The sequence below is a fragment of the Agathobacter sp. LCP21S3_B2 genome, from assembly GCF_052118705.1.
Taxonomy (GTDB): Bacteria; Bacillota; Clostridia; order Lachnospirales; family Lachnospiraceae; genus Roseburia.
In genome coordinates, this window is sequence record NZ_JBQKGQ010000004.1 from 17987 (window position 1) to 43409 (window position 25423).

The 25423-nt window shown below is 43.2% G+C and carries 21 protein-coding genes and 1 pseudogene; all 22 read left to right on the forward strand.

Translation table 11 applies throughout. From position 1 onward, the window contains the following. Window positions 1-22 precede the first annotated feature (22 nt). The 22 genes and pseudogenes from pepF to ACTQ1L_RS03975 all read left to right on the forward strand — a co-directional run bounded on the left by pepF (window position 23) and on the right by ACTQ1L_RS03975 (window position 25305). Window positions 23-1828 carry an oligoendopeptidase F gene (gene pepF / locus ACTQ1L_RS03870; RefSeq protein WP_441365507.1) on the forward strand — a complete coding sequence of 602 codons (1806 nt, stop codon included), beginning with the start codon at window positions 23-25 and terminating at the stop codon, window positions 1826-1828. Between the two features lie 16 nt (window positions 1829-1844). Then, window positions 1845-2303: an S-ribosylhomocysteine lyase gene (locus ACTQ1L_RS03875; protein ID WP_321111861.1), complete on the forward strand. Its 459-nt coding sequence runs from the start codon at window positions 1845-1847 to the stop codon at window positions 2301-2303. 153 nt (window positions 2304-2456) lie between these two features. Then, window positions 2457-3152, forward strand: coding sequence for a 5'-methylthioadenosine/adenosylhomocysteine nucleosidase (locus ACTQ1L_RS03880; protein WP_015517260.1), 696 nt, complete (start codon window positions 2457-2459; stop codon window positions 3150-3152). A 48-nt stretch (window positions 3153-3200) separates the two neighbouring features. Beyond that, entirely contained in the window at window positions 3201-4052 is an 852-nt protein-coding gene (locus tag ACTQ1L_RS03885; protein ID WP_015568256.1) for a polysaccharide deacetylase family protein, read from the forward strand. Between the two features lie 137 nt (window positions 4053-4189). Then, a complete protein-coding gene (locus tag ACTQ1L_RS03890) occupies window positions 4190-4330 on the forward strand; it encodes a hypothetical protein (protein WP_441365508.1) in 141 nt (46 codons plus the stop codon). 243 nt (window positions 4331-4573) lie between these two features. Continuing rightward, window positions 4574-8341, forward strand: a complete 3768-nt coding sequence (locus ACTQ1L_RS03895; RefSeq protein ID WP_441365509.1) for an efflux RND transporter permease subunit — start codon at window positions 4574-4576, stop codon at window positions 8339-8341. Between the two features lie 50 nt (window positions 8342-8391). Further along, window positions 8392-9888 (forward strand): glycerol kinase GlpK, encoded by a 1497-nt coding sequence (glpK, locus tag ACTQ1L_RS03900; RefSeq protein WP_321111866.1) that lies wholly within the window; start codon window positions 8392-8394, stop codon window positions 9886-9888. Window positions 9889-9969: 81 nt separating this feature from the next. After that, window positions 9970-11406 carry an NAD(P)/FAD-dependent oxidoreductase gene (locus tag ACTQ1L_RS03905; RefSeq protein WP_441365510.1) on the forward strand — a complete coding sequence of 479 codons (1437 nt, stop codon included), beginning with the start codon at window positions 9970-9972 and terminating at the stop codon, window positions 11404-11406. A gap of 74 nt (window positions 11407-11480) precedes the next feature. Then, a complete protein-coding gene (locus ACTQ1L_RS03910; RefSeq protein WP_441365511.1) occupies window positions 11481-12812 on the forward strand; it encodes an NAD(P)/FAD-dependent oxidoreductase in 1332 nt (443 codons plus the stop codon). A 4-nt stretch (window positions 12813-12816) separates the two neighbouring features. After that, complete coding sequence (locus tag ACTQ1L_RS03915; RefSeq protein WP_055223950.1) at window positions 12817-13179, forward strand: DUF1667 domain-containing protein; 363 nt, start codon at window positions 12817-12819, stop codon at window positions 13177-13179. A 74-nt stretch (window positions 13180-13253) separates the two neighbouring features. Further along, window positions 13254-13520 (forward strand): type II toxin-antitoxin system RelB/DinJ family antitoxin, encoded by a 267-nt coding sequence (locus ACTQ1L_RS03920; protein ID WP_012743404.1) that lies wholly within the window; start codon window positions 13254-13256, stop codon window positions 13518-13520. Window positions 13521-13592: 72 nt separating this feature from the next. Then, the gene (locus tag ACTQ1L_RS03925) at window positions 13593-13658 is read left to right on the forward strand and encodes a hypothetical protein (RefSeq protein ID WP_441365637.1); all 66 of its coding nucleotides are present in this window, start codon (window positions 13593-13595) and stop codon (window positions 13656-13658) included. A gap of 816 nt (window positions 13659-14474) precedes the next feature. Further along, window positions 14475-17123, forward strand: coding sequence for a valine--tRNA ligase (locus tag ACTQ1L_RS03930; RefSeq protein ID WP_441365512.1), 2649 nt, complete (start codon window positions 14475-14477; stop codon window positions 17121-17123). 30 nt (window positions 17124-17153) lie between these two features. Further along, window positions 17154-17333, forward strand: a pseudogene (gene araD / locus ACTQ1L_RS03935) (L-ribulose-5-phosphate 4-epimerase); the annotation flags it as partial. A 26-nt stretch (window positions 17334-17359) separates the two neighbouring features. Next, window positions 17360-18625 (forward strand): glycoside hydrolase family 27 protein, encoded by a 1266-nt coding sequence (locus tag ACTQ1L_RS03940; RefSeq protein ID WP_441365513.1) that lies wholly within the window; start codon window positions 17360-17362, stop codon window positions 18623-18625. A 167-nt stretch (window positions 18626-18792) separates the two neighbouring features. After that, complete coding sequence (locus tag ACTQ1L_RS03945; RefSeq protein WP_441365514.1) at window positions 18793-20289, forward strand: glycoside hydrolase family 43 protein; 1497 nt, start codon at window positions 18793-18795, stop codon at window positions 20287-20289. 247 nt (window positions 20290-20536) lie between these two features. Beyond that, the gene (locus ACTQ1L_RS03950; protein ID WP_441365515.1) at window positions 20537-21922 is read left to right on the forward strand and encodes a DUF342 domain-containing protein; all 1386 of its coding nucleotides are present in this window, start codon (window positions 20537-20539) and stop codon (window positions 21920-21922) included. Window positions 21923-22060: 138 nt separating this feature from the next. Then, window positions 22061-22198 (forward strand): hypothetical protein, encoded by a 138-nt coding sequence (locus ACTQ1L_RS03955; RefSeq protein ID WP_321111924.1) that lies wholly within the window; start codon window positions 22061-22063, stop codon window positions 22196-22198. Window positions 22199-22219: 21 nt separating this feature from the next. Beyond that, the gene (locus ACTQ1L_RS03960; RefSeq protein ID WP_321111925.1) at window positions 22220-23587 is read left to right on the forward strand and encodes a tetratricopeptide repeat protein; all 1368 of its coding nucleotides are present in this window, start codon (window positions 22220-22222) and stop codon (window positions 23585-23587) included. A gap of 163 nt (window positions 23588-23750) precedes the next feature. Next, window positions 23751-24059: an anti-sigma factor antagonist gene (locus tag ACTQ1L_RS03965; protein WP_321111926.1), complete on the forward strand. Its 309-nt coding sequence runs from the start codon at window positions 23751-23753 to the stop codon at window positions 24057-24059. 32 nt (window positions 24060-24091) lie between these two features. Further along, window positions 24092-24634 carry an ATP-binding protein gene (locus ACTQ1L_RS03970; RefSeq protein WP_321111927.1) on the forward strand — a complete coding sequence of 181 codons (543 nt, stop codon included), beginning with the start codon at window positions 24092-24094 and terminating at the stop codon, window positions 24632-24634. Continuing rightward, window positions 24631-25305 (forward strand): sigma-70 family RNA polymerase sigma factor, encoded by a 675-nt coding sequence (locus ACTQ1L_RS03975; protein ID WP_321111928.1) that lies wholly within the window; start codon window positions 24631-24633, stop codon window positions 25303-25305. Before ACTQ1L_RS03970 ends, ACTQ1L_RS03975 begins: the two co-directional genes overlap by 4 nt. The last annotated feature ends 118 nt before the right edge of the window (window positions 25306-25423 follow it).

The window sequence follows — 25423 nt, forward strand, 5'->3', positions numbered from 1 at the left end:
GTAAGATAGAAGGTAACACAAAATGAGTGAGAAAAGGCTTCAAAAGAGAGATGAAATCTCAGACGAGTACAAATGGAAGCTTGAGGATATGTATGAGACAGATGAGCTGTGGGAGGCTGAGTGTGAAAAAGCGTCACAGCTTGCAGAAAAGCTCTCGGGCTTTAAGGGACATCTGGCAGACAGTGCAGCAACGCTGCTTGATTTTTTTAAGAAGCAGGATGAGCTGTCTTATTATTTGGAGCGTATAGTGGTTTATGCGAATGAGCGCTCGCATCAGGACACTACCGTGTCGAAATATCAGGCATATGTGTCAAAGGCAGAGACACTGACTGTTCAGGCATCAGGTGCGCTGGCATTTGCGAGTCCGGAGATTTTGCAGATAGATGATAAAACGCTTGAGAGCTTTTACAGTGAGAGCAATGAGCTTATGCACTATAAGCGTGCGATTGATGAGATAATGCGTCAGAAAGCGCATACTTTATCGGCTGCAGAGGAGAATATCCTGGCGCAGTGCGGTGAGATGGCTGCAGCACCGGAGAATATATTCAGCATGTTCAACAACGCGGATATCAAATTCCCGTATATCACTGATGTCGAGGGAAATAAAATCCGTATCACGCATGGCAATTTCATAGATTTTTTAAGCAGCAAGGACAGAAGCCTGCGCAAGCAGGTGTTCCGTGGAGTCTATGATTCGTACAAGAAGTGGAGCAATACTGTTTCCATGATGTACATCAGCAAGCTGAAAAATGACACTTTTTATGCAAGGGTAAGAAAATATGACAGCGCAAGGACCATGTATTTATCCGATGGCGATATTCATGAGAGCGTATATGATAATCTGATTGAGACGGTTCACGCACATCTGCCGGCTCTGCACAGGTACATGGCGCTTAGGAAGAAGCTTTTAGGTGTGGAGCATCTGCATATGTATGATTTGTTTGCACCGATTGTGGACAATGTACAGACCACATACACCTATGATGAGGCGAAAAAGCTTGTGGCAAAGGCGCTTGAGCCTATGGGCGATGAGTATGTCAGCACACTTAAGGCCGGCATGGAGAGTGGCTGGATAGATGTATATGAGAATGAGAACAAGAGAAGCGGTGCGTATTCATGGGGCGCTTATGGCACACATCCGTATGTGCTTTTGAACTATGCCGACAATCTGGACAGTGTGTTTACGCTGGCTCATGAGATGGGACATGCGATGCATACATACTATTCAAATGAGCATCAGAGCATCACCTACGCAGGATACCTGATTTTTGTGGCAGAGGTTGCATCCACCTGTAATGAGTCGCTTCTAATGCACTATATGCTTGAGCATTGTGAGGATGAGAATGAGAGAAAATATCTCATGACACATTTTCTGGACGGCTTCAGGACGACACTTTTCAGGCAGGCGCAGTTTGCAGAGTTTGAGCATATAGCTCACCGGAAAATGCAAAAGGGCGAGCCGGTTACCAAGGATGTGCTAAATGAGCTATGGCATGAGCTGAATGTGCAGTACTACGGACCGGATATGCGCGTGGATGATGAGATATCATATGAGTGGATGCGCATACCGCATTTTTACACACCGTACTATGTATATCAGTACTCGACAGGCTATTCGGCAGCAGTTGCTTTTTCAAAAAAGATACTTGAGGAGGGAAAGCCTGCTGTGGATAAGTATATAGGAAATTTCCTGTGCGGTGGTTGCTCGAAGAATCCAATAGAGCTGCTAAAGAGTGCCGGTGTCGATATGAGCACACCAAAGCCTGTGGATGACGCACTCAATGTATTTGAGGATTATCTGAAGCAGTTTGAGGCAGCAACTGAGTAAGGAGGAAAACATTTTTATGGAAAAAATTAAAAGCTTTACAATTAATCATAATATTCTTAAACCTGGATTTTATATTTCAAGAAAAGATGGAGAAATCGTCACATACGACCTTCGTACAAGAAAACCTAATGCAGGCGATTATATGTCCAATTCAGCTATGCACTCAGTGGAGCATATGTTTGCGACATGCGTGAGAAACTCTGAGATTGCAGATGATGTGGTATATTTTGGACCGATGGGCTGTCAGACAGGCTTCTATCTCGTTGTGAGGGATGTCGAGCCGGGAAAGGTTTTTGAAATCACCAAAGAGGTCTTAAAACAGATACTTGAGTATGATGGACCGGTATTTGGTGCATCAGCCATAGAGTGCGGACATTACGAGAATCTGTCACTTGACGAGGCAAAGAAGGAGTGCCGTGCATATCTTAAGGTACTTGAGAGCCAGACAAATATGGAGTTTACTTATCCACAGTAAACAGGTATTAAGATTTGACAGAAGTTGTATTGAGTACAGGAAAATTTGATGCTTACATGTGCGTATGACGCATCAATCTTTGGTTCTCAGTGGTTCTGGATAGTTATATAGAAAGATAATATAATAGCAAGATAGCAGGAATGGAGAAATAAAATGACAATAGGTGTAATTGGTGCAATGCAGATGGAGGTCGATGACTTAAAGGCTCAGATGACAGACACACAGACAGAGGTCTACAGCGGAGTGGAGTTTGTTGAGGGCAAAATCGGTGATCAGTATGTTGTTGCGGCAAAATGCGGAATAGGAAAGGTATTTGCGGCAATATGTGCAGAGGCCATGATTTTGAAATATGATGTAGATATGATTGTCAATATCGGAGTGGCTGGTACTTTGACAAAGGATTTAAATGTGCTTGACGTGGCAGTAGCAACAAACGTGCTGCAGCACGATATGGATACATCGCCAATCGGAGACCCGAAGGGACTTCTTTCAGGCATCAATATGATTCTGCTTCCGGCTGATACAAAAATGGTGGAGCTCATGTGCTCATGCTTAGCTGACAGGAATATCCACTACAAAAAGGGCAATATTGCAACAGGAGATCAGTTTATTGCCACAAAGGAGCAGAAAGATTATATTTCGAATACCTTTGATGCAATCGCAGCAGAGATGGAGGGAGGCAGCATCGGTCATGTGTGCTATGTGAACAAGGTGCCATTTGCCATTCTTCGCTCAATATCAGACGGCGACGGCGGCGAGACAGATTACCAGACCTTTGCGGAGAAGGCTGCGCATCAGTCGATTGAGGTAGTGCTTGAGTTTATCGGAAGGGCAGAAGAACTGAAATAGAGTTATTTCATTATTCATAATTTGCGATAATAAAGAATAGTATATAGCATGAGTGAATACAGAGCATACATGCAAAATACAAAACTACATAATGGGACAAAACGAAAGAAACGCCGACACAGATTCCTTTTTGGAGTGCTGCTGTCGGCGCTTCTTATTACAGGTGCTTTATATGGCAGAGAGTATGACATATCACAGCTGAAAAATATAGAGGTGATGGAGACACTTAGCAGTGCTGTGAGTCAGTTCGGAGACAGAAAGCTGCCTGTATATTCGGTTCAGACAACAGAAAAAAAGATAGCCCTTTCATTTGACTGTGCCTGGGGAGCAGAGGATTTTGACAGTATGATGGAGACACTTGACAAGCACAACGTAAAGGCTACATTTTTTATGACAGGAGGGTTTGTAAGTGATAACCCTGAATGTGTAAAGACGCTGGTTGAAAAAGGGCATGAGCCCGGAAATCACAGTGAGCACCACTATGATATGGCAACAATCACGGCAGGCGAGATGAAGACAGAGATAATGGATGTGCACAAAAAGGTCAAGGAGCTGACCGGAAAGGATATGAAGGTATTCAGACCGCCATACGGCTCGTATAACAATGAACTGATTGACACAGTGTATGGCTGTGACTATTATCCAATCCAGTGGGATGTGGATTCGCTCGACTGGAAAAACTATGGTGTGCAAAACATTATAGATACAGTGTGCAATCACAAAAGCCTGGATTGTGGCTCGATAATACTCTGCCATCTTGGCGCCAAATACACCTCGCAGGCACTCGATGAGATGCTCACGAAGCTGCAGGACATGGGCTATGAGATAGTTCCGGTATCAAAGCTGATCATGACAGAAGGCTATCATATGGATGCAAATGGTATGCAGATCAAGGACTGATCAATTTCATAAATCAATATTTTAGTCAATATTTAGTCAATATTTTAGCCTCTTACGATATTGTTATTTACAGACAAGTGTGTTAAACTAAAATTATATTTTAAAGAAGCTGTGAGACAGCTATGGGGGTAAATTATATGACAGATACAGGTTTTTTAGTAGCATTCTTTATATTTATTTTTTTAGTTATCATCTTTGCGCTTGTCGCTGTAATCGGAGCCGTTACAAGTGCTGTTGCAGGTATCAATGATGATGAGATTGAGGAAGAGGGCATTTGAAGCTGAAATAAATAAAAGATCTTAAAAGACATTTAAGGACATCGAATTATATTAATCGTATAATTGGGTGTCTTTTTATTGTCAAAATCTCTTAAAAAAGTATAAACCAATTGAGTTGCAATCCGCCACATTGTATAATAAAAATATAACAGCGAATTAAATTTATTGTGAAAATCGCAGTAATCACATTGTCTATCAAACTAAGGCAGGACATTATCAAAGAAAAAGAAAAGGAGAGGACAGATGATATCCAGATATAGTGTAAAAAAACCTTTTACTGTACTTGTAGGAGTACTGCTGGTAATAGTACTCGGTGTTGTATCACTTGGCAGGATGACGACAGATCTGCTGCCGGATATGAGCTTTCAGTATGCACTTATCGTGACAACAGATATGGGAGCAAGTCCACAGGAGGTGGAGAGTGATGTCACCGCGCCGCTTGAAGCAGCTATGGCAACTACGTCCAATATCAAAAACGTAAGCTCAATGTCATATAACAGCTATTCTCTGGTGACATGCGAGTATGAGCAGAATGCCAACATGGATTCCGTAGTGATAGAGATGCAGCAGAAAATAGATCAGGTCAAGGCTGGCTGGAAGGATGGAGTGGGTACTCCGACCATTATGAAGATAAATCCGGACATGCTTCCAATCATGATGACTGCTGTGGATATGGATGGGAAAAGCAAGGCAGAAATAACCGACTTTGTGGAAAACACACTTAAGCCTGCAATTGAGAGTACAGAGGGAGTCGCATCAGTGACTGCAACAGGTGAGCTCACCGAGCAGATACAGGTCACGATGAATCAGGCCAAGATAGATGAGCTCAATGAGAAAATAAATAATGCCGTTTCAAAGAAATTTGACGATGCAAAAAGTCAGATGGATGATGCAAGCGCAAAGATAGAGAGCGGACAAAACGCAATCACATCAGCATCGGATCAGATGAGCGCGGGAGTGGATACGCTAAAGGAGCAAAAGACAAAGCTTGCAGAGCAGAAGACTCAGTTAGAGAGTACTCTTGCAAGCTTAAATGAGCAGAAGAGCCAGCTTGAAACAATTCAGTCAGCTCTTTCAGACTTCATGAATAGTGATACATATACAAAGACAATTCCGTCACTCAAAGAGGGCGCAAATGCACCGGGTGAAGCAGGACAGACGCTCAAAGCGCAGCTTGAGCAGGTTGATAAGCAGATTGCAACACAGTTTTCAGGTCTCTCGGCGCTTGGAATCACCGTAAACACAGCAGATGATCTGCCTGCGGCAGCGTCAGCGATAGCACAGACTCTCATTCAGGTGAACACAGGTATAGAGCAGTGCCAAAGCGGGCTTGACCAGATAGCACAAGGAGAGACAGCACTTTTAGATGCCTATGATAATCTAAACAGTCAGGCAGCCATCAGCTCTATAAGCATAGGACAGCAGTCAGCACAGCTTGCAACAGCAGCGGCATCTCTTGACAGTTCAAAGAAGGAGCTTGAAAAGAGTAAGGATGATGCACTTGACAAGTCAAACTTAAATGCAGTTTTAACAATTGACTCGCTCTCGCAGCTGCTCGTCGCACAGAACTTTGACATGCCTGCAGGCTATGTAAATGATTCAAATGGCACACAGTACATAGTACAGGTGGGAGATGAGGTAAAATCAATTGATGATTTAACAAATCTTGTGCTCATGGATATGAAGCTTGATGGGATAGCTCCTATTCATGTCAATGATGTGGCAGATGTTGAGATGACTGACAACTCGGATGAGACATATGCGATAGTCAACGGTAATCCCGGAATAATGCTCTCTATGGAGAAGCAGACCGGCTACTCTACAGGAGACGTCACAGACCGTCTTTTGGACAAGCTTGATTCGCTGGAAAAGGAAAATGACGGATTACACGCCACAGTGCTTATGAACCAGGGCGTATACATCGACATGGTTGTAAAAAGTGTGATGCAGAATATGATAGTGGGAGCAATACTTGCCATTTTCGTATTGCTCTTGTTCTTAAAGGATATAAAGCCAACACTTATTATCGCAGCATCTATACCGCTATCGGTTATTGTGGCAGTGGTGCTTATGTATTTTACGGATATCACTTTAAATATCATTTCAATGTCGGGACTTGTGCTTGGAATAGGAATGCTGGTGGATAATTCAATTGTAGTAATCGAGAATATCTACAGATTAAGGGGAGAGGGATATTCGGTAAAGAAGGCGGCTGTTGAGGGTGCAAATCAGGTGGCAGGAGCCATTTTTGCCTCTACACTCACCACGGTAAGTGTGTACGCGCCAATCATTTTTACTGATGGAATCACGAGACAGCTCTTTGTAGATTTGGCTCTTACTGTAGCATTTACACTTATGGCATCTCTTGTAGTGGCACTCACATTTGTACCGGCAATTGCTTCAGGCATGCTCAAAAAGACGAAGGATATAAAGCATCCATGGTTTGACCGTTATAAGGATTGGTATGGAAATGTACTCGGCACATGTCTTAGATTTAAGCCGGTGGTATTTATTGCGGCAGTAGTGCTTTTAGTCGGCAGTGGCGCACTTTGCATGTCAAGGGGAATGACATTTATGGATATGGACATGGAGTCAAATCAGATTTCACTTACCATAGAGGCAAAGGATGACGAAAAGCTTGACTTCAAGCAGCTTACAGAGCTGTCTGATAAGGTCATGGATAAAATATCTGATATAAAGGGCATAGACACAATAGGAGCTACAGCAGGCGGCAGCTCGACCATGAACCTGATGAGCTCAGGAAGCGACAGCGTGAGCATGTATATATTGCTTGATGAGAAGTCGGATGTTTCATCGGATAAGGTAATAGATGAAATTGAAAAACGCACAAAGAATCTGGACTGCAAGGTAACAGCATCTTCACAGGCTATGGACTCATCAGAGTTTTTCGGAAGCGGTCTCTCTGTCAGGATTAAGGGTAATGATATAGAAAAGCTGCAGAAGCTTGCAGGTGATGTGGCAGATATCCTTAAGGACACAAATGGAGTGACAGATATAGATGACGGTCTTGGAGATACAATCAATGAGCTTAAGATAACTGTGGATAAGGAAAAAGCAGCAAAGTATGGCTATACGGTGGCTCAGGTATACCAGCTCGTATCCGGTGAGATATCATCCCAAAAGAGCGCAACAACCATTACGACCGACATAAAGGACTATGAGGTATACTTACAATCCGCAGAGCAGTCTGATGTGACTGTGGACGACATCAAAAACCTTACATTTACCTATAAGGATAATGAAGGCAGTGAAAAGGAGATTCCGCTCAGTGATATCTGCACTATTTCGCAGGAACAGACACTGAGTACCATTCATCGAGATGCTCAGACAAGATATATTACAGTATCAGGTGCGGTTGATGAAAACCATAATGTAACATTACTAAGCAATAAAATTAAATCAAAAATTAATAAACTTAGCATTCCTGATGGCTATTCAATAGACATGGAGGGCGAGGATGAGACAATAAATGAGTCAATGAGTCAGCTTGGACTTATGCTTGTGCTTGCAGTGATATTTATCTATCTTATCATGGTGGCGCAGTTCCAGTCATTGCTTTCACCGTTTATTATCATGTTCTGTATACCTCTTGCGTTTACAGGAGGCTTTATAGCTCTTTTCATCACGGGAAATGAGCTCGGAATCATATCAATGCTTGGCTTTATCATGCTGGCAGGTCTCATTGTAAATAATGGAATCGTGCTCATTGATTACATTAACCAGGCCAGGAGAGAGGGCATGAGCAAGCATGAGGCAATCATAGACGCAGGCCGTACAAGGCTTCGTCCAATACTGATGACAGCGATGACCACCATACTTGCAATGTTTACATCGGCGATAGGTATCGGAGATGGCTCAGATATGATAAGGCCGATGGCAATCGCAATAATAGGAGGTCTCGTATACGGAACCATCCTTACGCTTATAGTAATTCCATGTATCTATGATGCGTTCAACAGAGAGAAGAGCATGGTAGAGGAAGAGCTGTAGCAGGATAGAAGGAAAAAAGCTGCAAATATAGAGAGTTGGAGGATTTTTACATGGCAAAGTATATTATGGCATTAGATGCGGGCACGACCAGCAACAGGTGTATACTTTTCAATGAGAAGGGCGAGATGTGCAGTGTGGCACAGAAGGAATTTACGCAGTTTTTTCCAAAGCCGGGCTGGGTGGAGCATGATGCAGAGGAAATCTGGGCCACACAGCTTGAGGTGGCAAAGGAGGCTATGGCCAATATTCAGGCTACGGCAGCCGACATATGTGCGATAGGCATTACTAACCAGAGAGAGACCACAATTGTATGGGATAAAAATACAGGAGAGCCGATTTATCACGCGATAGTATGGCAGTGCAGACGCACGGCAGAGTATGCGGATTCGCTGAAGGAAAAGGGGCTTACCGATACCTTCAGAAAAAAGACAGGGCTTGTGATAGATGCTTATTTTTCGGCAACTAAGCTCAAGTGGCTCCTTGACAATGTGCCGGGAGCGAGGGAGAGAGCCGAAAGAGGCGAGCTTTTGTTTGGAACAGTCGAGACATGGCTTATATGGAAGCTCACTCAGGGACAGGTGCATGTCACGGATTATTCCAATGCTTCAAGAACCATGATGTTTAATATCAATACCTTAAAGTGGGATGATGAGATACTTAAGGAGCTTGATATACCAAAGAGCATGCTTCCAAAGCCAATGCCGTCAAGCTGTGTATATGGTGAGGTGAATCCTGTGTTTTTCGGGGGTCCGATTCCTATCGCGGGAGCGGCAGGAGACCAGCAGGCAGCGCTTTTTGGACAGACCTGCTTTAGGGCAGGAGAAGCCAAAAATACATACGGTACAGGCTGTTTTCTACTGATGAACACAGGTGAGATGCCGGTATCCTCAAAGAACGGACTTGTTACCACTATAGCCTGGGGCATAGACGGCAAGGTGGTATATGCGCTGGAGGGATCAATATTTGTGGCAGGAGCTTCTATCCAGTGGCTACGCGATGAGATGAAATTTATCGATTCCTCAACAGATTCAGAGTACATGGCAAGAAAGGTAAAGGATACAAACGGCTGCTATGTGGTGCCGGCATTTACAGGGCTTGGAGCACCATACTGGGATCAGTATGCCAGAGGAACCATTGTGGGGCTTACGAGAGGTGTAAACAAGTACCATGTCATAAGGGCAACTCTGGAATCAATGGCATTTCAGGTAAATGATGTGCTTGAGGCAATGAAGGCTGATTCGGGCATCAATCTCACATCACTTAAGGTGGACGGCGGTGCCAGTGCCAATAATCTGCTCATGCAGATGCAGGCTGATATCAGCAATGCACCGGTCAACAGGCCTGTGTGCGTGGAGACAACAGCCATGGGCGCAGCGTACCTCGCAGGGCTTGCGGTGGGCTACTGGGAAAGCATGGATGATATAAAGAGAAACTGGTCTATTGACCGTGTGTTTGAGCCGGAGATAGCAGCTGATTTGAGAGAAAAGAAGCTTAAAATGTGGAAAAAGGCTGTCGCCTGCGCATTTAACTGGGCGAAGGATGAATAATAGCTGATGCTTGCATTGTTTTAAATGAGCTTAGTGATACAGCAATTAAACAATATATGGAAATTGGTAGGAGAAAATAACATGTATGATGTAGTAATTATAGGAGCGGGAGTATCGGGAAGCGCCTGTGCCAGAGAGCTTTCGAAATATAACCTGTCCATCTGTGTGGTGGAAAAGGAGGAGGACGTGTGCTGTGGCACTTCAAAGGCAAACAGTGCTATTGTCCATTCCGGAATTGATTGTAAGACCGGTACACTTATGGCACAGATGAATCTCCGGGGAAATGAGATGATGGATGAGCTTTCGAAGAAGCTTGATTTTGAGTTTAGAAGAAACGGCTCACTGATAGTGTGCTTTAGCGATGACGATATGCCAAGGCTTAAGGAGCTTTATAATCAGGGAATTGCAAACGGGGTGCCGGGACTTGAAATTCTTGATGCAGGCGAAGCGCATGAGATGGAGCCGAATCTGTCTGATGAAGTTGTGGCAGCTATTTACTGCCCGACAGGAGGTATTGTATGTCCGTTTGGCATGAATATCGCATTTGCTGAGAATGCGGCAGCAAACGGTGTGGAGTTTTTATTTAACACCGAGGTGAAGGCGATACAAAAGGAGCAGACAGGCTATATTCTCATTACTCAAAATGGCGAAATTCATGCACGCTGCGTTGTGAATGCAGCCGGTGTATATGCTGACGTGTTCCACAACATGGTAAGTGAAAACAAAATACATATTACACCAAGGCGCGGAGAGTACGAGCTTTTAGACAGGGCTGCGGAAGGTATCGTTGACAAGACTATTTTCCAGCTCCCGGGCAAATACGGTAAGGGCGTGCTTGTAACCCCGACAGTACACGGAAATATTTTAATCGGACCTACAGCAGTTGACCATGAGGACAAGGATGGTACAAATACAACGAGAGCAGGCTTAGAGCATGTTGTGACATCCGGCACACGTTCGGTGCCGTCACTTCCTATGCGTCAGGTCATAACATCGTTTGCAGGAAACCGTGCACATGAGGACGGACATGAGTTTATCATCGAGGAGCTTTCTGACGCACCGTATTTTATTGACTGCGCAGGTATAGAGTCACCGGGCTTATCAAGTGCGCCGGCTATCGGCGAGAGAGTGGCAGCAATAGTTGAGGGGCTTTTTAATCCTTCTAAAAATGCGGACTTCATCGAGACAAGAAAAGGTATCTTAAATCCAAAGAAGCTTTCAGAGGATGAGTATAAAAAGCTGATAAAAGAAAAGCCTGAGTATGGCAATATAATCTGCCGCTGTGAGATGATTACGGAGGGCGAGATAATGGATGCGGTAAACAGACCGCTGGGCGCAAAGTCACTTGATGGTGTGAAGAGACGCACCAGAGCCGGAATGGGCAGATGTCAGGCAGGCTTCTGTTCTCCGAGAACTATGGAGATTATCGCCAGAGAGAGAGGCATTTCACAGCTTGACATCACTAAAAGCGGTGGAAAGTCAAGGATTGTTGTTGGAATGAGCAAGAACCGCGGATAGCCTGTCATACTTCAAAGAGACAGGTAACGATAGATTGATATTGGATTAATATCAGATTAACATAGGGGGACAATATGGAATTTTACGATATTGTGATAGTAGGAGGAGGCCCGGCAGGTCTTGCGGCAGCAGCTTCCGCTAAGAAAAATGGAATAGATAAAATACTTATACTGGAAAGAGACTGTGAGCTTGGGGGTATCTTAAATCAGTGTATACACAACGGCTTTGGCCTGCACACCTTTAAGGAGGAACTCACAGGTCCTGAATATGCCGGCAGATTTATCAAAGAGGTCAAAGAGCTTGGCATAGAGTACAGGCTCAATACGATGGTCATGGATATCTCAACCGGTGACGAGTTCGAAAACAGGGCAGATGACAGGAATGATGTAAAGATAAAAGATGAGGCAAACGATAAAATAGTTACAGCTATGAACCGCACCGACGGACTTTTTCATATCGCTGCAAAGACCGTAATCCTTGCGATGGGCTGCAGGGAGAGAGCAAGGGGGGCTCTTAACATACCCGGCTACAGACCGGCAGGAATTTTCTCGGCGGGCACAGCTCAGAGACTGGTGAATATAGAGGGCTACATGCCGGGACGAAAGGTAGTAATACTCGGCTCAGGAGACATTGGTCTTATCATGGCCAGGAGAATGACCTTGGAGGGTGCAACTGTGCAGGTGGTTGCAGAACTCATGCCGTATTCAGGAGGTTTGAAGCGTAATATCGTGCAGTGCCTTGATGATTTTAAAATCCCGCTTAAGCTCAGCCACACAGTGGTTGATATAAAGGGCAGGGAGCGTGTGGAGGGCATCACTCTCGCACAGGTGGACGAGCATAACAAGCCTATTGAGGGAACAGAGGAGTTTTACGAGTGCGACACGCTTTTACTCTCATGCGGACTCATTCCGGAAAATGAGATTTCAAAAACAGCCGGTGTAGAGCTCAATCCGGTAACAAGCGGACCGGTCGTAAACGAAAGCCTTGAGACAAATGTGCCCGGTGTATTTGCCTGCGGAAATGTGCTTCATGTGCATGACCTCGTGGATTACGTGTCAGAGGAAGCGACAGCAGCAGGCCGCCATGCCGCAGAATATGTGAAAAATGGCGGTGATAAGAGTTGCGATGGCAAAGAAATATCAATAACCGCTACAGGCGGAGTCAGATATACTGTCCCAAGCACTATAAATACTGCACAAATGGATGATACTGTGACGGTAAGATTTCGAGTGGGAGCTGTGTATAAGAATTGTTATATTGCAGTATATCTGGATGATAAACAGCTGCAGCACCGCAAGCGTCCTGTTATGGCGCCGGGTGAGATGGAGCAGGTAGTGCTTAAGAAGAAGCAGCTCATCGAAACAGACAATCCCCGCACAATTACGATAAAGATTGAGGAGGCATAGTATCATGGAAGAAAGAAATTTGACATGTATAGGCTGCCCTCTGGGCTGTGCCCTTAAGGTGACAATAGATGGAGAAAATGTCACGGTAACCGGAAATACCTGCAAGCGCGGAGCAGACTACGGAGCAAAGGAAGTGACGCATCCGACACGAATTGTGACAAGTACAGTCTGTGTGAAAAATGGCACAATACCGATGGTATCCGTAAAGACGGCACAGGATATTCCAAAGGAAAAGATAATGGATGTGATGGAGTGTATCAACCAAATCACGGTAGAGGCACCGGTGCATATAGGTGATGTACTGCTAAGCGATGTTGCAGCAACCGGTGTGGATATAGTCGCAACTAAGAATGTTGAATATAAGTAAAGAAAAAATAAAGAAATTTTATTGATATCTTCTTTATTATTGCATATACTATAAGCAAGAAAGGAGTGTTGTATATGTCACAGTCAGTTAATGTTAATTTTAAATTGGATGCAGATGTAAAAAAAAGCATGGAACAGGTGTGTTCGGAATTAGGTCTTTCTATGAGTGCAGCGTTCACCGTTTTTGCAAAAAAAGTAGGCAGAGAAAAGCGTATTCCTTTTGAGGTATCAGTAGATCCGTTTTATTCTGATAGCAATATCCGTTATTTGGAAAATATCGTGCGCGATATTAAGGATGGCAAAGCTCACTTCGCAGAGCATGATTTGATAGAGGAGGACTAATGAGGTTACTATGGGAAGATAGGGCATGGAGAGATTATTTATACTGGCAGACGCATTGATGACACTAATCGAATTGTTTATTATGAAAAAGATGAGATAATTTATATTGTTTCATGTAAAGGTCATTATGATGATTGAAAAATCATATTGACAAATCACCCAATGCACTTTAATATTGTAGAAAGAAACAGGCAAATATTTAAAGGCATAAGAAAGAGGAGTACATGACGAAAGCTTTCAGAGAGAGCATCCGGTCCGTAAGATGGTGATACATTTTGGACAGGCTGAAAGATGCTTAAGACAGAAATCATGGAAGGTAGCTTTTGAGCCGAAGAACCCAGAAAGTTAAATCTATATATAACAAGATTTGACATAAGTTCTTCCGATTCGTCCACGTTACAGGACAAGAGGCATTCGAGCGTATATGTCATATATTTTGGTGCATATGTCGCTCTGATGTAAACGAAGGTGGTACAGCGCTTATTCGCCCTTCCGGTCGTAGACCGGAGGGGCGTTTTTTGTAGACTGAGATGTGCACATATAGCGCAAATTTATTTATTTCCGTCATGGCATGTACTAAAACTGTAAGACCGGAAGATTGCGCATGCAATCCAATCGGTCGCCCGTCGCTAAATAAAAAGAAAAACAGCAAAAGCTCACAGCCTGAATTATCAGGTCGCGCATTATGTATGGAATTATGTGATTTATGGAGCTGCCTAGAGACTGTTAAAATTATGTACACAGCCCAGCAACGCACGCACATGGACGTGCGGGCGAGGCGTTAGCGCCATGGACGGCGCTAAAAGCCGGTTGCGTCATGGTCTAAGTAATCCTTCATCATAATTTTTACAGTGTCTTGGCAGCGTAATCATGAACATAATTCCATACATAATGCGCGACCTGATATAAAACACCCCCAAAGCTTTTGCGTCATTCATATAAAAGGAGGAAAACATGAGCAAAGAACTAAACAAAACCTACGATCCAAAGGACATCGAGGATCGTCTTTACAAAAAGTGGGAAGACAATGGCTACTTTCATGCAGAGGTAGACCGCAGCAAAAAACCATTCACAATCGTGATGCCACCACCAAACATCACAGGACAGCTGCACATGGGACATGCCCTTGACAACACCATGCAGGATATCCTTATCAGATACAAGAGAATGCAGGGCTACAATGCACTCTGGCAGCCGGGAACAGACCACGCATCCATCGCAACAGAGGTAAAGGTCATCCAGGCACTTAAAGAGCAGGGAATCAACAAGGCAGACCTTACAAGAGAAGAGTTCCTCGAGAAATGCTGGGACTGGAGAAAAGAGTACGGCGGACGTATTGTAAAGCAGCTTCGTAAGCTCGGATCATCAGCAGACTGGCAGCGTGAGAGATTTACAATGGATGAGGGATGCTCACACGCAGTACAGGAGGTATTTACAAAGCTTTATAAGAAGGGCTGGATTTATAAGGGCTCAAGAATCGTAAACTGGTGTCCGGTATGTAAGACATCTATTTCAGATGCAGAGGTAGAGCATGAGGAGCAGGACGGCTTCTTCTGGCACATCAACTATCCTGTAGTTGGCGAGGAAGGCAGATTCGTAGAGATAGCAACAACACGCCCTGAGACACTTTTCGGAGATACAGCCGTAGCTGTAAACCCTGATGATGAGCGTTATCAGGATATCATCGGAAAGACATTGAAGCTTCCATGCACAGACAGGGAGATTCCGGTAATCGCAGATTCATACGTAGATAAAGAGTTTGGAACAGGCTGTGTAAAGATTACACCTGCACACGACCCTAACGATTTTGAGGTAGGAAAACGCCACAGCTTAGAGGAAATCGTTGTAATCAATGATGATGCCACAATGAATGAAAAGGCCGGAAAATATGCCGGAATGGACAGATACGAGTGCAGAAAGGCACTGGTTGAGGATCTTAAGGAGCAGGGCCTTTTGGTAAAGGTTGTACCACACTCACACAATGTAGGTGTGCATGACCGCTGTCACACAACAGTTGAGCCAATGATCAAGCAGCAGTGGTTCGTCAAGATGGACGAGATGATTAAGCCTGCAGTTGAGGGAGTAAAGAACGGAGAAATCAAGCTCCTTCCTTCAAGAATGGACAAGACATACTTCAACTGGACAGACAATATCCGCGATTGGTGTATCAGCCGTCAGCTCTGGTGGGGACACAGAATACCTGCATGGTACTGTGATGACTGTGGAGAGATGGTAGTTTCAATAGAAAAGCCGGGCAAATGTCCTAAGTGTGGCAAGGAGCACTGGACGCAGGATCCTGATACACTTGATACATGGTTCTCATCAGCGCTCTGGCCATTCTCAACACTCGGTTGGCCTGAAAAGACAGAGGATCTTGACTATTTCTATCCAAACGATGTGCTCGTAACAGGCTACGATATCATTTTCTTCTGGGTAATCAGAATGATTTTTTCAGGCTATGAGCAGATGGGCAAGGCACCATTCCACACAGTGCTTTTCCATGGACTCGTAAGAGATTCTCAGGGCCGCAAGATGAGTAAATCACTCGGAAACGGAATTGATCCGCTTGAGGTTATCGACAAGTATGGTGCAGATGCACTTCGTCTGACACTTATCACAGGAAATGCACCGGGAAATGACATGCGTTTCTACTGGGAGAGAGTTGAGGCTTCAAGAAACTTCGCCAACAAGGTATGGAATGCATCAAGATTTATCATGATGAATCTTGAAGGTGTAGAGCTTAGAGAGCCAAAGCTTGATGAGCTTCATGCAGCAGACAAGTGGATTCTTTCAAGGGTAAATACACTTGCAAAGGATGCCACAGAAAACATGGACAAGTTCGAGCTTGGAATTGCAGTACAAAAGGTATACGACTTCATCTGGGATGAGTTCTGTGACTGGTATATCGAGATTGCAAAGGTTCGTACCTACAAGAAGGATGAAAAACCAGAGTCGGCAAATGCAGCACTCTGGACGCTTAAGACAGTACTTGTAAATGCACTGAAGCTCCTTCATCCATATATGCCGTTTATCACAGAGGAAATCTTCTGCACACTTCAGTCAGACGAGGAGACTATCATGCTCTCTAAATGGCCTGAGTACAAGGAAGAGTGGAATTTCCCGGCAGAAGAAGCTGCAATCGAGCACTGCAAGGATCTCGTAAAGGGTATCAGAAATGTCCGTACACAGATGGATGTTCCACCTTCAAGAAAGGCAAAGCTTTTCATCACAAGTGATGATGAGTCAGTCAGAAAGATATTCGAGGACAACAAGGAGGTATATGTAAATCTTGCATTTACCAGCGAGATTACAGTACAGCAGGGCAAGGCCGGTATTGGAGATGACGCTGTATCAGTAGTGATACCTGATGCGGTTGCATACCTGCCGCTTGAGGACCTTGTTGATTTTGAGAAGGAAAAGGAAAGACTCAATAAAGAAAAGGATAAGCTTACAAAGGAGCTTGCGCGCTCAAGGGGCATGCTCTCAAATGAGAAATTCTTAAACAATGCAAAGCCTGAAAAGGTTCAGGAGGAAAAGGACAAGCTTGCAAAGTATGAGCAGATGATGGCTCAGGTAGAGGAACGTCTGGCTCAGTTTAAATAATTAAATACAGATTATATTTTGTGAACACTGTTTTCCTGGGGCAAGGATGCAAAGGAGGCCGTCCACAATGCGGTGGTTCTTGAAGAGGTTGCCAAGATGGCATATCGAACCGGGCTGATTCATCCGCAGGTAGCACCTGCCCCGCAGGAATTACAGGATAAGCATTATTTCCGTAAGCATGGTGCAAATGCATATTACGGACAGAATTAACAGGATATCGAGAGGGTATAAAACAGATGAAGATGAAAACAGCACCTATGGGGTGGAACAGCTGGGATTGTTATGGAGCGGCTGTTACAGAAGATATCGTACGACGGAACGCTGAATTTATGGCTGAGCATCTGAAGGAGTACGGTTGGGAATATATTGTGGTGGATATCCAATGGTATGAGCCTTATGCTGCAACCAATGAGTATCATCCTTTTGCGGATGTAGTAATGGATGAGTATGGAAGACTGCTTCCCGCAGTAAATCGTTTTCCTTCCGCAGCAAACGGTGCGGGCTTTGGACCATTGGCAGAATATGTCCATTCTCTTGGATTGAAGTTCGGCATTCATATTATGAGAGGGATTCCACGACAGGCTGTACATCAGAACACGAAAATCATGAACAGTGACAGACATGCCCGGGAAATTGCCAAAACAAACAGTATCTGTGCCTGGAATACGGATATGTATGGTGTAGATCCTGAGAAAGACGGGGCACGGGAATACTATAACAGTATTTTTGAATTATATGCTTCCTGGGGTGTGGATTTTATTAAATGTGATGATATTGCACGGGAACTGCCACATGAGGAATCCGAACTGATTATGCTGAGCAAGGCATTGCATGGTTGCGGAAGACCCATGGTTTTAAGTCTGTCGCCGGGACCTGCTCTTTTAGAAAAGGCAGAGCTTTATAAACAGATTTCCAATATGTGGAGAATCACCGATGATTTCTGGGATAAGTGGGAACTGTTATATGATATGTTTTCAAGAGCAGAAAAATGGTGCACCCATGCAGGTGCAGGACACTGGCCGGATGCCGATATGCTTCCGGTCGGACCGATACGGCAGGTATATGATGTGAATAACTGGACGAATTTCACACAGGATGAGCAGATCACCATGATGACACTCTGGAGTATCATGCGTTCTCCTTTGATGCTGGGAGGAGAGCTGACAGGGTTTGACGAATTTACTATGAATCTGGTAACCAATTCTGAAATACTTGCCATGCATGCAAATGCACGGCATTCGCATCAGGTGTGGAGACGTGAAATCGATGGTATAGAGCATGCATTGTGGATTGCAGCAGATACAAAGGGTGGATATTATGTCGCGGTATTTAATCTGGGTGATAAAGACAGTGACATATCCATACCGCTTGCGGATCTGGAGATTTATGATGGAGTAAATGGAACGGAGCTTTGGAGCAGAGAGCACGTGGAAGAGCCAAAGAGCCTTAGTGTGTCATTAAAGAGTCATGGTGCTAGGTCATATCATTTTACGTACAACTAAAAAGAAATGCCCAGCTGCAGGTAAATCTGTGCAAACCGGAAATTTCTGATGAATAACATGGTGCAGAGAAGAGTTGAAAAGGCAGACGGATAAGAAACAAAGATAAAATAGTAAAAATAGAATAGAACAAAGAAAGAATATGGAGATAAAACAGAAAGGAATAAACAATGAATGTAAATCCTATAACAAGATTGGATTATCCAGATCCGGACGTGATCCGCGTAGAAGACACCTATTATATGGTATCCACAACCATGCACTTTATGCCGGGCTGTGAGATTCTGCAGTCTTTTGATCTGGTGCACTGGGAGCATGTGACTTATGTCTATGAGACGTTGGATCATACGGATGCGCAGCAACTGAAAAGCGGTCAGAATATTTACGGACAGGGCATGTGGGCAGCTTCCCTGCGCTATCATGAAGGCCGATTTTTTATCTGCTTTGTGGCAAATGATACCCGTAAGACTTATTTGTATACTTCGGAAAAAATAGATGGTCCATGGAAAAAGCAGCTGATAGAAGGCTTTTATCATGACGGCTCTTTATTATTTGATGAGGATGGCAGAAACTATATTGTATATGGAAATGATGAAATCTGGATTACAGAATTGAATGAAGATTTGACTGCACCAAAGAAGGACGGATTACATCGTCTTTTAGTCAGTGATCATAAGAACCCGGAGCTAGGCTATGAGGGGGCTCATATTCAAAAAATAAACGGCTATTATTATATTTTTCTGATTCATTCCCTGAGAGACCGCTGGATGCGGACGGAAGCATGCTTTTACAGTGATTCTCTGGAAGGAGAATTCACGGGTGGAGATGTACTTTGTGATGATCGTGGATATTGTGGACAGGGCGTGGCACAGGGAGGAATAGTGGATACGCCGGATGGAAAGTGGTATGCAATGCTGTTTCAGGATTCTGGAGCAGTTGGACGGATTCCTATTCTGCTTCCGGTTACCTGGAAGGATCATTTTCCGGTTTTTGGACAGAACGGACATGTGCCGGAAGAAATAGAGGTTCACAGTACCAGACCAGGATATATTTATCAGCCATTAGTGGGAAGTGATGATTTCTGTAATGGGCTGCTTCCGCGCTGGCAGTTTAATCATGATCCAGATCCACGGTACTATCATCTGGATGCATTGCAGGGAACCTATACAATTACAACACGGGAAGTTTGTACAGAGCTTACACAGGCAGTAAATACGCTTACGCAAAGGATGAGTTATCCGTCATGCGCAGCTGAGGTTACTGTTGATGCTTCTGCATTGAAAGAGGGCGATGTCGCAGGTTTGTGTGCGTTGCAGAGCTGTTATGCTGCAGTTGGCATTACAAAACATCATGGAAAATATGAAGTCCTTATGCTGGATAAAAAAGAAGATGGTATATTGGATATGACGGAAGGAACTGTTGTTGAATCACACCAGATGGATTTTCGTCTGGAAGCAGATTTCTGTAACATGAAGGATGAAGCACGCTGCTATTACCGGGTAAATAAGGGAGACTGGCTACCTATCGGAACCGTGCATAAGCTGTACTTCAAACTGGATCATTTTACTGGTTGCCGGTTTGGTCTGTTCTGCTATGCGGCAGAGGAAACAGGAGGAAGTGCCTGCTTCCGGGATTTTAAGTATTATGATGTTGATGAAATCTCATAAAGATAGAACTGCATAAAATAAGTGTCGGAATTTTTTTCAATAATCCGTTTTGCCTGTTCAGTACTATATGCTTGATAAATACAGTCAATTCCGTAAAAGATTCAGATTGCAGAAAAATCCGGGCATAGTATCAATAGAATGATATTGCCCGGATTTTTTATATTTAGTGGCTTTTCTTAAAATCCGAATAGTGATATAATGCATTTAATAGAAGCAAACAAAGTCTGATGTTAAGTGAGGGAAAGATATGGATGATACCGGTATAAAGAGAGAACCAGTTATCAGAATAAGCTATGACAGGATGGAAGCATATATACTGCTGCCTATACTTGGGGATAATGAAGCGTATACAGTCGATGAGCTGATTGATGCAGCAGCAAAAAATGGTGTAGTATTTGGCATTGACTGTGATTTGATTTCAGATATGGTGGAGTCACGCAACTTTGGTCATGAAATATGCTTTGCCAGAGGTCAGAAGCCACAGGATGGAGAGGATGGACGATATGAATTTCTGTTCGACTATAATCTGAATAAGAAGCCAAAGATACGAGATGACGGCTCTGTTGATTATTGGAGTGTACATTCGGTTGAGGTTGTCAAAAAGGGACAGAAAATTGCCAGATACATAGAGCCTGTAGAGGGAAAGGACGGAAAGGATGTCTTTGGAAAAGTTATACAGGCAAAAAGAGGCAAGCCGCTTCCACCATTGGCAGGCAGAGGCTTTGAAAAGTCTGCAGATGGTCTGATATACGTGGCGACAATTGACGGAAAGATTGAGAAAAATAAAAACCGCATACTCATAAATCCGGTGCTTGAGATAAATGGAAATGTGGATGTCGGAACAGGTAATATTGATTTTATAGGAGACGTTATTGTTCATGGCAACGTCAGAACCGGTGCAAGAATAATGTCATCCCAGTCAATTACGGTTGACGGTATATGTGAAGGCTGTGTGCTTGAAGCAGGTAAGGATATTATTTTGCGAAGCGGAATGATAGGAAGAAACAAGGCCAGACTCATAGTGAAGGGCAATCTTTTTGCAAAGTTTATAGAGTATACAGAGGTCAATGTTGAGGGTTATGTTGAGGCTGATTCGGCTGTAAACAGTATTATTGTAAGCAATGACATGGTACTCTTTAAGGGAGGCCATGCCAGTATAGTGGGAGGCAAGGTATACGGCTGTGCCGGAATAGAGGTTGCGAACCTCGGAAATGATGCATTTATCAAGACTGAGGTACATGTGGGTGTTCACAAAAAAATCAAGATAAAGATAGCGGAGCTTGAAAGGCTGATAATGCAAAAACAGCAGTTGTTGGACAACATCACCGCCGGGTTAAAGCAGATAGAAATGCTCGAAGAAAAGACAGCCGACAGAGAAAATCTGGATGAGAAAAAGATGACGCTTACCCGCGCAAAAATAGAAAAGACGGCTGACATTAACGCAAATAAGGAGGAGCTTGGGCGCTTGCAGAGCATTGTTGAGCGTTCGACAAATGCTACCGTAAAGGTTACTGAGCTGACATATCCAAATGTTGAGGTATATATCAATAATTCAAAGCTTGTCACAAAGGATGAGGTCGGACCGGCAGAATTTATGGAGAAGGATGCAGGCATTGTTATGATGTCTTTGTAGAAAAATGCGATATTTTTATTAAATCTTAATGGAATTTCACTTGCATAAAGGGGTTACTATATTATAATATATAGTGACCCTTTTTGATGAGGAAAATGATTTTATTATTTATTATACTAATTAATTATGGAGGCAATTATGCTTAACTTTGAAGAAGAACTCAAAAATTATGAACCAAGCCTTGAGATAGATGAGGCAGAGTCAGCTATTTACAGTCATGATCTGACAGATGTTACAGATATTATCGCAGAGATATTACGTGGTCAGCAAAAGTAGTTTTTATTAGGAGAATACAAAATGATTTGTTATAAATGTGGACAGGAAACCGGCTGGGAGGATAGCTGCCCTGCCTGCGGAGCCGATATGAAAATCTTCAAGAAGGTTGTGAGGATATCCAATTCATACTACAATGACGGTTTGCAGAAGGCGCAGGTAAGAAATCTCTCCGGTGCAATAATCAGTCTCAGACAGAGTCTTAAGTTTTACAAATACAATATACAGGCAAGGAATCTGCTCGGACTTGTGTATTATGAGATGGGCGAGGTTGTTGATGCCTTAAGCGAGTGGGTTATCAGTGCAAATTACCAGTCAGAGGACAATCTGGCCAAAAAATATATCGAGCAGATACACCGCAACAGAAATCAGCTTGACACTATAAATCAAACAATAAAAAAATATAATCAGGCTTTAATTTATTGTAAGCAAGACAGCAAGGATCTTGCGGTGATACAGCTTAGAAAAGTACTTTTACTTAATCCAAAGCTTGTAAAGGCTCATCAGCTTATCGCATTGCTTTATATCGAGGAGGGGTATTATGAGAAGGCAAAAAAGGCTCTCAGGGATGCAGGCAAGATTGATACAGACAATACTACCACTCTTCGCTATCTGAAAGAGGTAAATCGATGCCTCAAGGAAAAGGGTAAGGAAAAGAAAAAGAAAAATGACGATTTAATTTCTTATCAAAGCGGAAATGAAACCATCATAATGCCTAAGAGATTCAGAGAAACTTCTATGTGGACAAATATAGTTTATCTGATTATTGGTCTTGTTGTCGGAGTGGCAGTTACCAGCTTTCTCGTTGTTCCGGGTGTGCAGAATAAGGCAAAGCAGGATGCAAAGAAGCAGCTTCTTTCGACAAGTGACCAGCTTTCCACAAACGGACAGACTATAAGCGGTCTTAATGATCAGATTAAATCACTTAAGACACAGCTTGAGGACGAGCAGCAAAAGAACAGTGGTGTGGCTGAACAGATTGCATCATATGAATCGCTTCTGAATGCATATGGGCTTTATGCATCGGGAGATATAGTAAAGACCGGAGAGGCTCTAGAGAATATAAAGAGAGATGACTTGAGCGATTCAGCCAAACAGATATATGATACCCTGAATGGTTCCATATCGGATTCATATAAAGAGGCATTGTATAATCAGGCATATTCAGCATACAGTAAGGGTGATTATCAGGGTGCTATTCCAACCTTCCAGAAGCTTATCGGTATGGATGAGGCATATAGAGATGGCTCGGTTGCATATTACCTGGCGCAGTCATTCAGAAAATCAGGAGATCTGGCATCGGCAAAGCAGTATTATCAATATGTGGTTGATAATTATCCGGGTACTGAGAAAGCAAGAACATCAAAGAATTACATCAATCAAGAACAATAGAATGAAAATTATATCAGGATTTACAAAAGACATCGGCTTTATGCCGGTGTCTTTTTTTTGAATGGTTACTGTATAAATATGAATGTGTGGAAGCTATGAATTATAGCTGATATTTCATACTTGTGAAATATGCATAAATAACAATAACAGGGAGGAAATTAAATTGAGCTTAAATTATTGCATGAAGGATGACGAGGTAATCTATTTTATGCCGGAAGAGGTGGACCATCATTCTGTAAAGAATATTGCTGCAGAGCTTGATGGACTTATCGACAGTGGCATTGCCAGAAAAATAGTATTTGACATGACAAATACAAGTTTTATGGACAGCTCGGGTATAGGCGTGATAATTGGCAGAGCAAAAAAACTTAAATATTTCAATGACAGCAGTGTGGCAGTGCGCAATACATCAGACAGGGTAAACATGATACTTAAATGTGCAGGGATATATAGAATAGTTACAAAACAATAATAGTAAATAGAAAAGTCAAGAAAGGAAGCATAATGAAAAATAATATTATAAATCATATATCGCTCAGCTTTGATGCCATTTCCGAAAATGAGGCATTTGCGAGAATGACAGTAGCATTTTTTATGGCACAATTAAATCCGACGATAGACCAGGTGGAAGATGTGAAGACGGCAGTGTCAGAGGCTGTGACGAATGCGATTATTCATGGCTATGAGGTGTTTGAAGATGAGGCTGCTATACAGCACGAATTATGTACTCATGAGTGTATAGATAAGCCCCAAAATCATGAAATACATGAAACAGAAACAAATATGAAAACCAGTATAAATAACAGTACAAAAAAGCAGGTACATATGAAGTGCAAATATCATGGGAGAGAGTTATATGTGGAAATATCGGATGACGGAGTAGGCATAAAGGATGTAGCCAAAGCAATGGAACCGTTATACACATCCAAGCCACAGCTTGACAGGTCGGGTATGGGCTTCTCATTTATGGAAGCATTCATGGACGAGCTTACGGTCACATCGGAACCGGGACACGGAACAACAGTAAAGATGAAAAAAGTTCTATGAGCAGTGATAAAAACAGCAGACTTGTCACGGAAAATATAAACCTGATTTATTTAGTCATGAAACGATTCAGAAATAGAGGCATTGAACAGGATGATTTATTTCAGATAGGAGCAGTAGGGCTGATAAAGGCAGCGCAGAGATTTGATGAAAGCAGGGGCTTTGCCTTCTCTACATACGCAGTACCATTGATAATAGGGGAAATACAGCGATTTCTTCGTGATGACGGAATGGTACATATCAGCAGAAAAATACAGGATGATGCCAGAAAAATTGCAATTATCAGAGAAAAATACAAAATGAGCGAAAACAGTGAAATATCACTTGAAGAACTGGAAAATATTTCAGGCATGTCGAAACAGGATATAATAATTGCCATGGAAGCCGACAAAAAAGCTGCATCGATAGAGAATGAAAATGTGCTTGATTTTCTGGATAACAAAATGAGTACAGAGACAGCGGATAAGTCATCAGAGACAGACAAAGTGATAAATCATATCGCAATGAAGCAGGCATTTGATTCACTTGATGAGAGCGAGCGCAGACTGATTAAGCTTCGCTATATGCAGGATAAGACACAGAAGCAGGTGGCAGATGTGCTTGGACGCAACCAGGTGGCCATATCACGAATGGAGAAGAATACGTTGGCGAAGCTTCGCAGGGCGATGATGTGAGTGGGAAGCGTCGTAGGATGAGAGCTTCCCACATAAAGGCTGAGAGGATGCCGGGGTGGCATGTAGTATATTCTTCAGAAAATTATGAAGTCAGCCACGAGCCTATGTACGGATAGAT

Bases quoted from the DNA above. Each gene is read 5' to 3' on its own strand.
- pepF (WP_441365507.1), top strand. From the start codon at position 23: ATGAGTGAGAAAAGGCTTCAAAAGAGAGATGAAATCTCAGACGAGTAC.
- ACTQ1L_RS03875 (WP_321111861.1), top strand. From the start codon at position 1,845: ATGGAAAAAATTAAAAGCTTTACAATTAATCATAATATTCTTAAACCT.
- ACTQ1L_RS03880 (WP_015517260.1), top strand. From the start codon at position 2,457: ATGACAATAGGTGTAATTGGTGCAATGCAGATGGAGGTCGATGACTTA.
- ACTQ1L_RS03885 (WP_015568256.1), top strand. From the start codon at position 3,201: ATGAGTGAATACAGAGCATACATGCAAAATACAAAACTACATAATGGG.
- ACTQ1L_RS03890 (WP_441365508.1), top strand. From the start codon at position 4,190: ATGACAGATACAGGTTTTTTAGTAGCATTCTTTATATTTATTTTTTTA.
- ACTQ1L_RS03895 (WP_441365509.1), top strand. From the start codon at position 4,574: ATGATATCCAGATATAGTGTAAAAAAACCTTTTACTGTACTTGTAGGA.
- glpK (WP_321111866.1), top strand. From the start codon at position 8,392: ATGGCAAAGTATATTATGGCATTAGATGCGGGCACGACCAGCAACAGG.
- ACTQ1L_RS03905 (WP_441365510.1), top strand. From the start codon at position 9,970: ATGTATGATGTAGTAATTATAGGAGCGGGAGTATCGGGAAGCGCCTGT.
- ACTQ1L_RS03910 (WP_441365511.1), top strand. From the start codon at position 11,481: ATGGAATTTTACGATATTGTGATAGTAGGAGGAGGCCCGGCAGGTCTT.
- ACTQ1L_RS03915 (WP_055223950.1), top strand. From the start codon at position 12,817: ATGGAAGAAAGAAATTTGACATGTATAGGCTGCCCTCTGGGCTGTGCC.
- ACTQ1L_RS03920 (WP_012743404.1), top strand. From the start codon at position 13,254: ATGTCACAGTCAGTTAATGTTAATTTTAAATTGGATGCAGATGTAAAA.
- ACTQ1L_RS03930 (WP_441365512.1), top strand. From the start codon at position 14,475: ATGAGCAAAGAACTAAACAAAACCTACGATCCAAAGGACATCGAGGAT.
- ACTQ1L_RS03940 (WP_441365513.1), top strand. From the start codon at position 17,360: ATGAAGATGAAAACAGCACCTATGGGGTGGAACAGCTGGGATTGTTAT.
- ACTQ1L_RS03945 (WP_441365514.1), top strand. From the start codon at position 18,793: ATGAATGTAAATCCTATAACAAGATTGGATTATCCAGATCCGGACGTG.
- ACTQ1L_RS03950 (WP_441365515.1), top strand. From the start codon at position 20,537: ATGGATGATACCGGTATAAAGAGAGAACCAGTTATCAGAATAAGCTAT.
- ACTQ1L_RS03955 (WP_321111924.1), top strand. From the start codon at position 22,061: ATGCTTAACTTTGAAGAAGAACTCAAAAATTATGAACCAAGCCTTGAG.
- ACTQ1L_RS03960 (WP_321111925.1), top strand. From the start codon at position 22,220: ATGATTTGTTATAAATGTGGACAGGAAACCGGCTGGGAGGATAGCTGC.
- ACTQ1L_RS03970 (WP_321111927.1), top strand. From the start codon at position 24,092: ATGAAAAATAATATTATAAATCATATATCGCTCAGCTTTGATGCCATT.
- ACTQ1L_RS03975 (WP_321111928.1), top strand. From the start codon at position 24,631: ATGAGCAGTGATAAAAACAGCAGACTTGTCACGGAAAATATAAACCTG.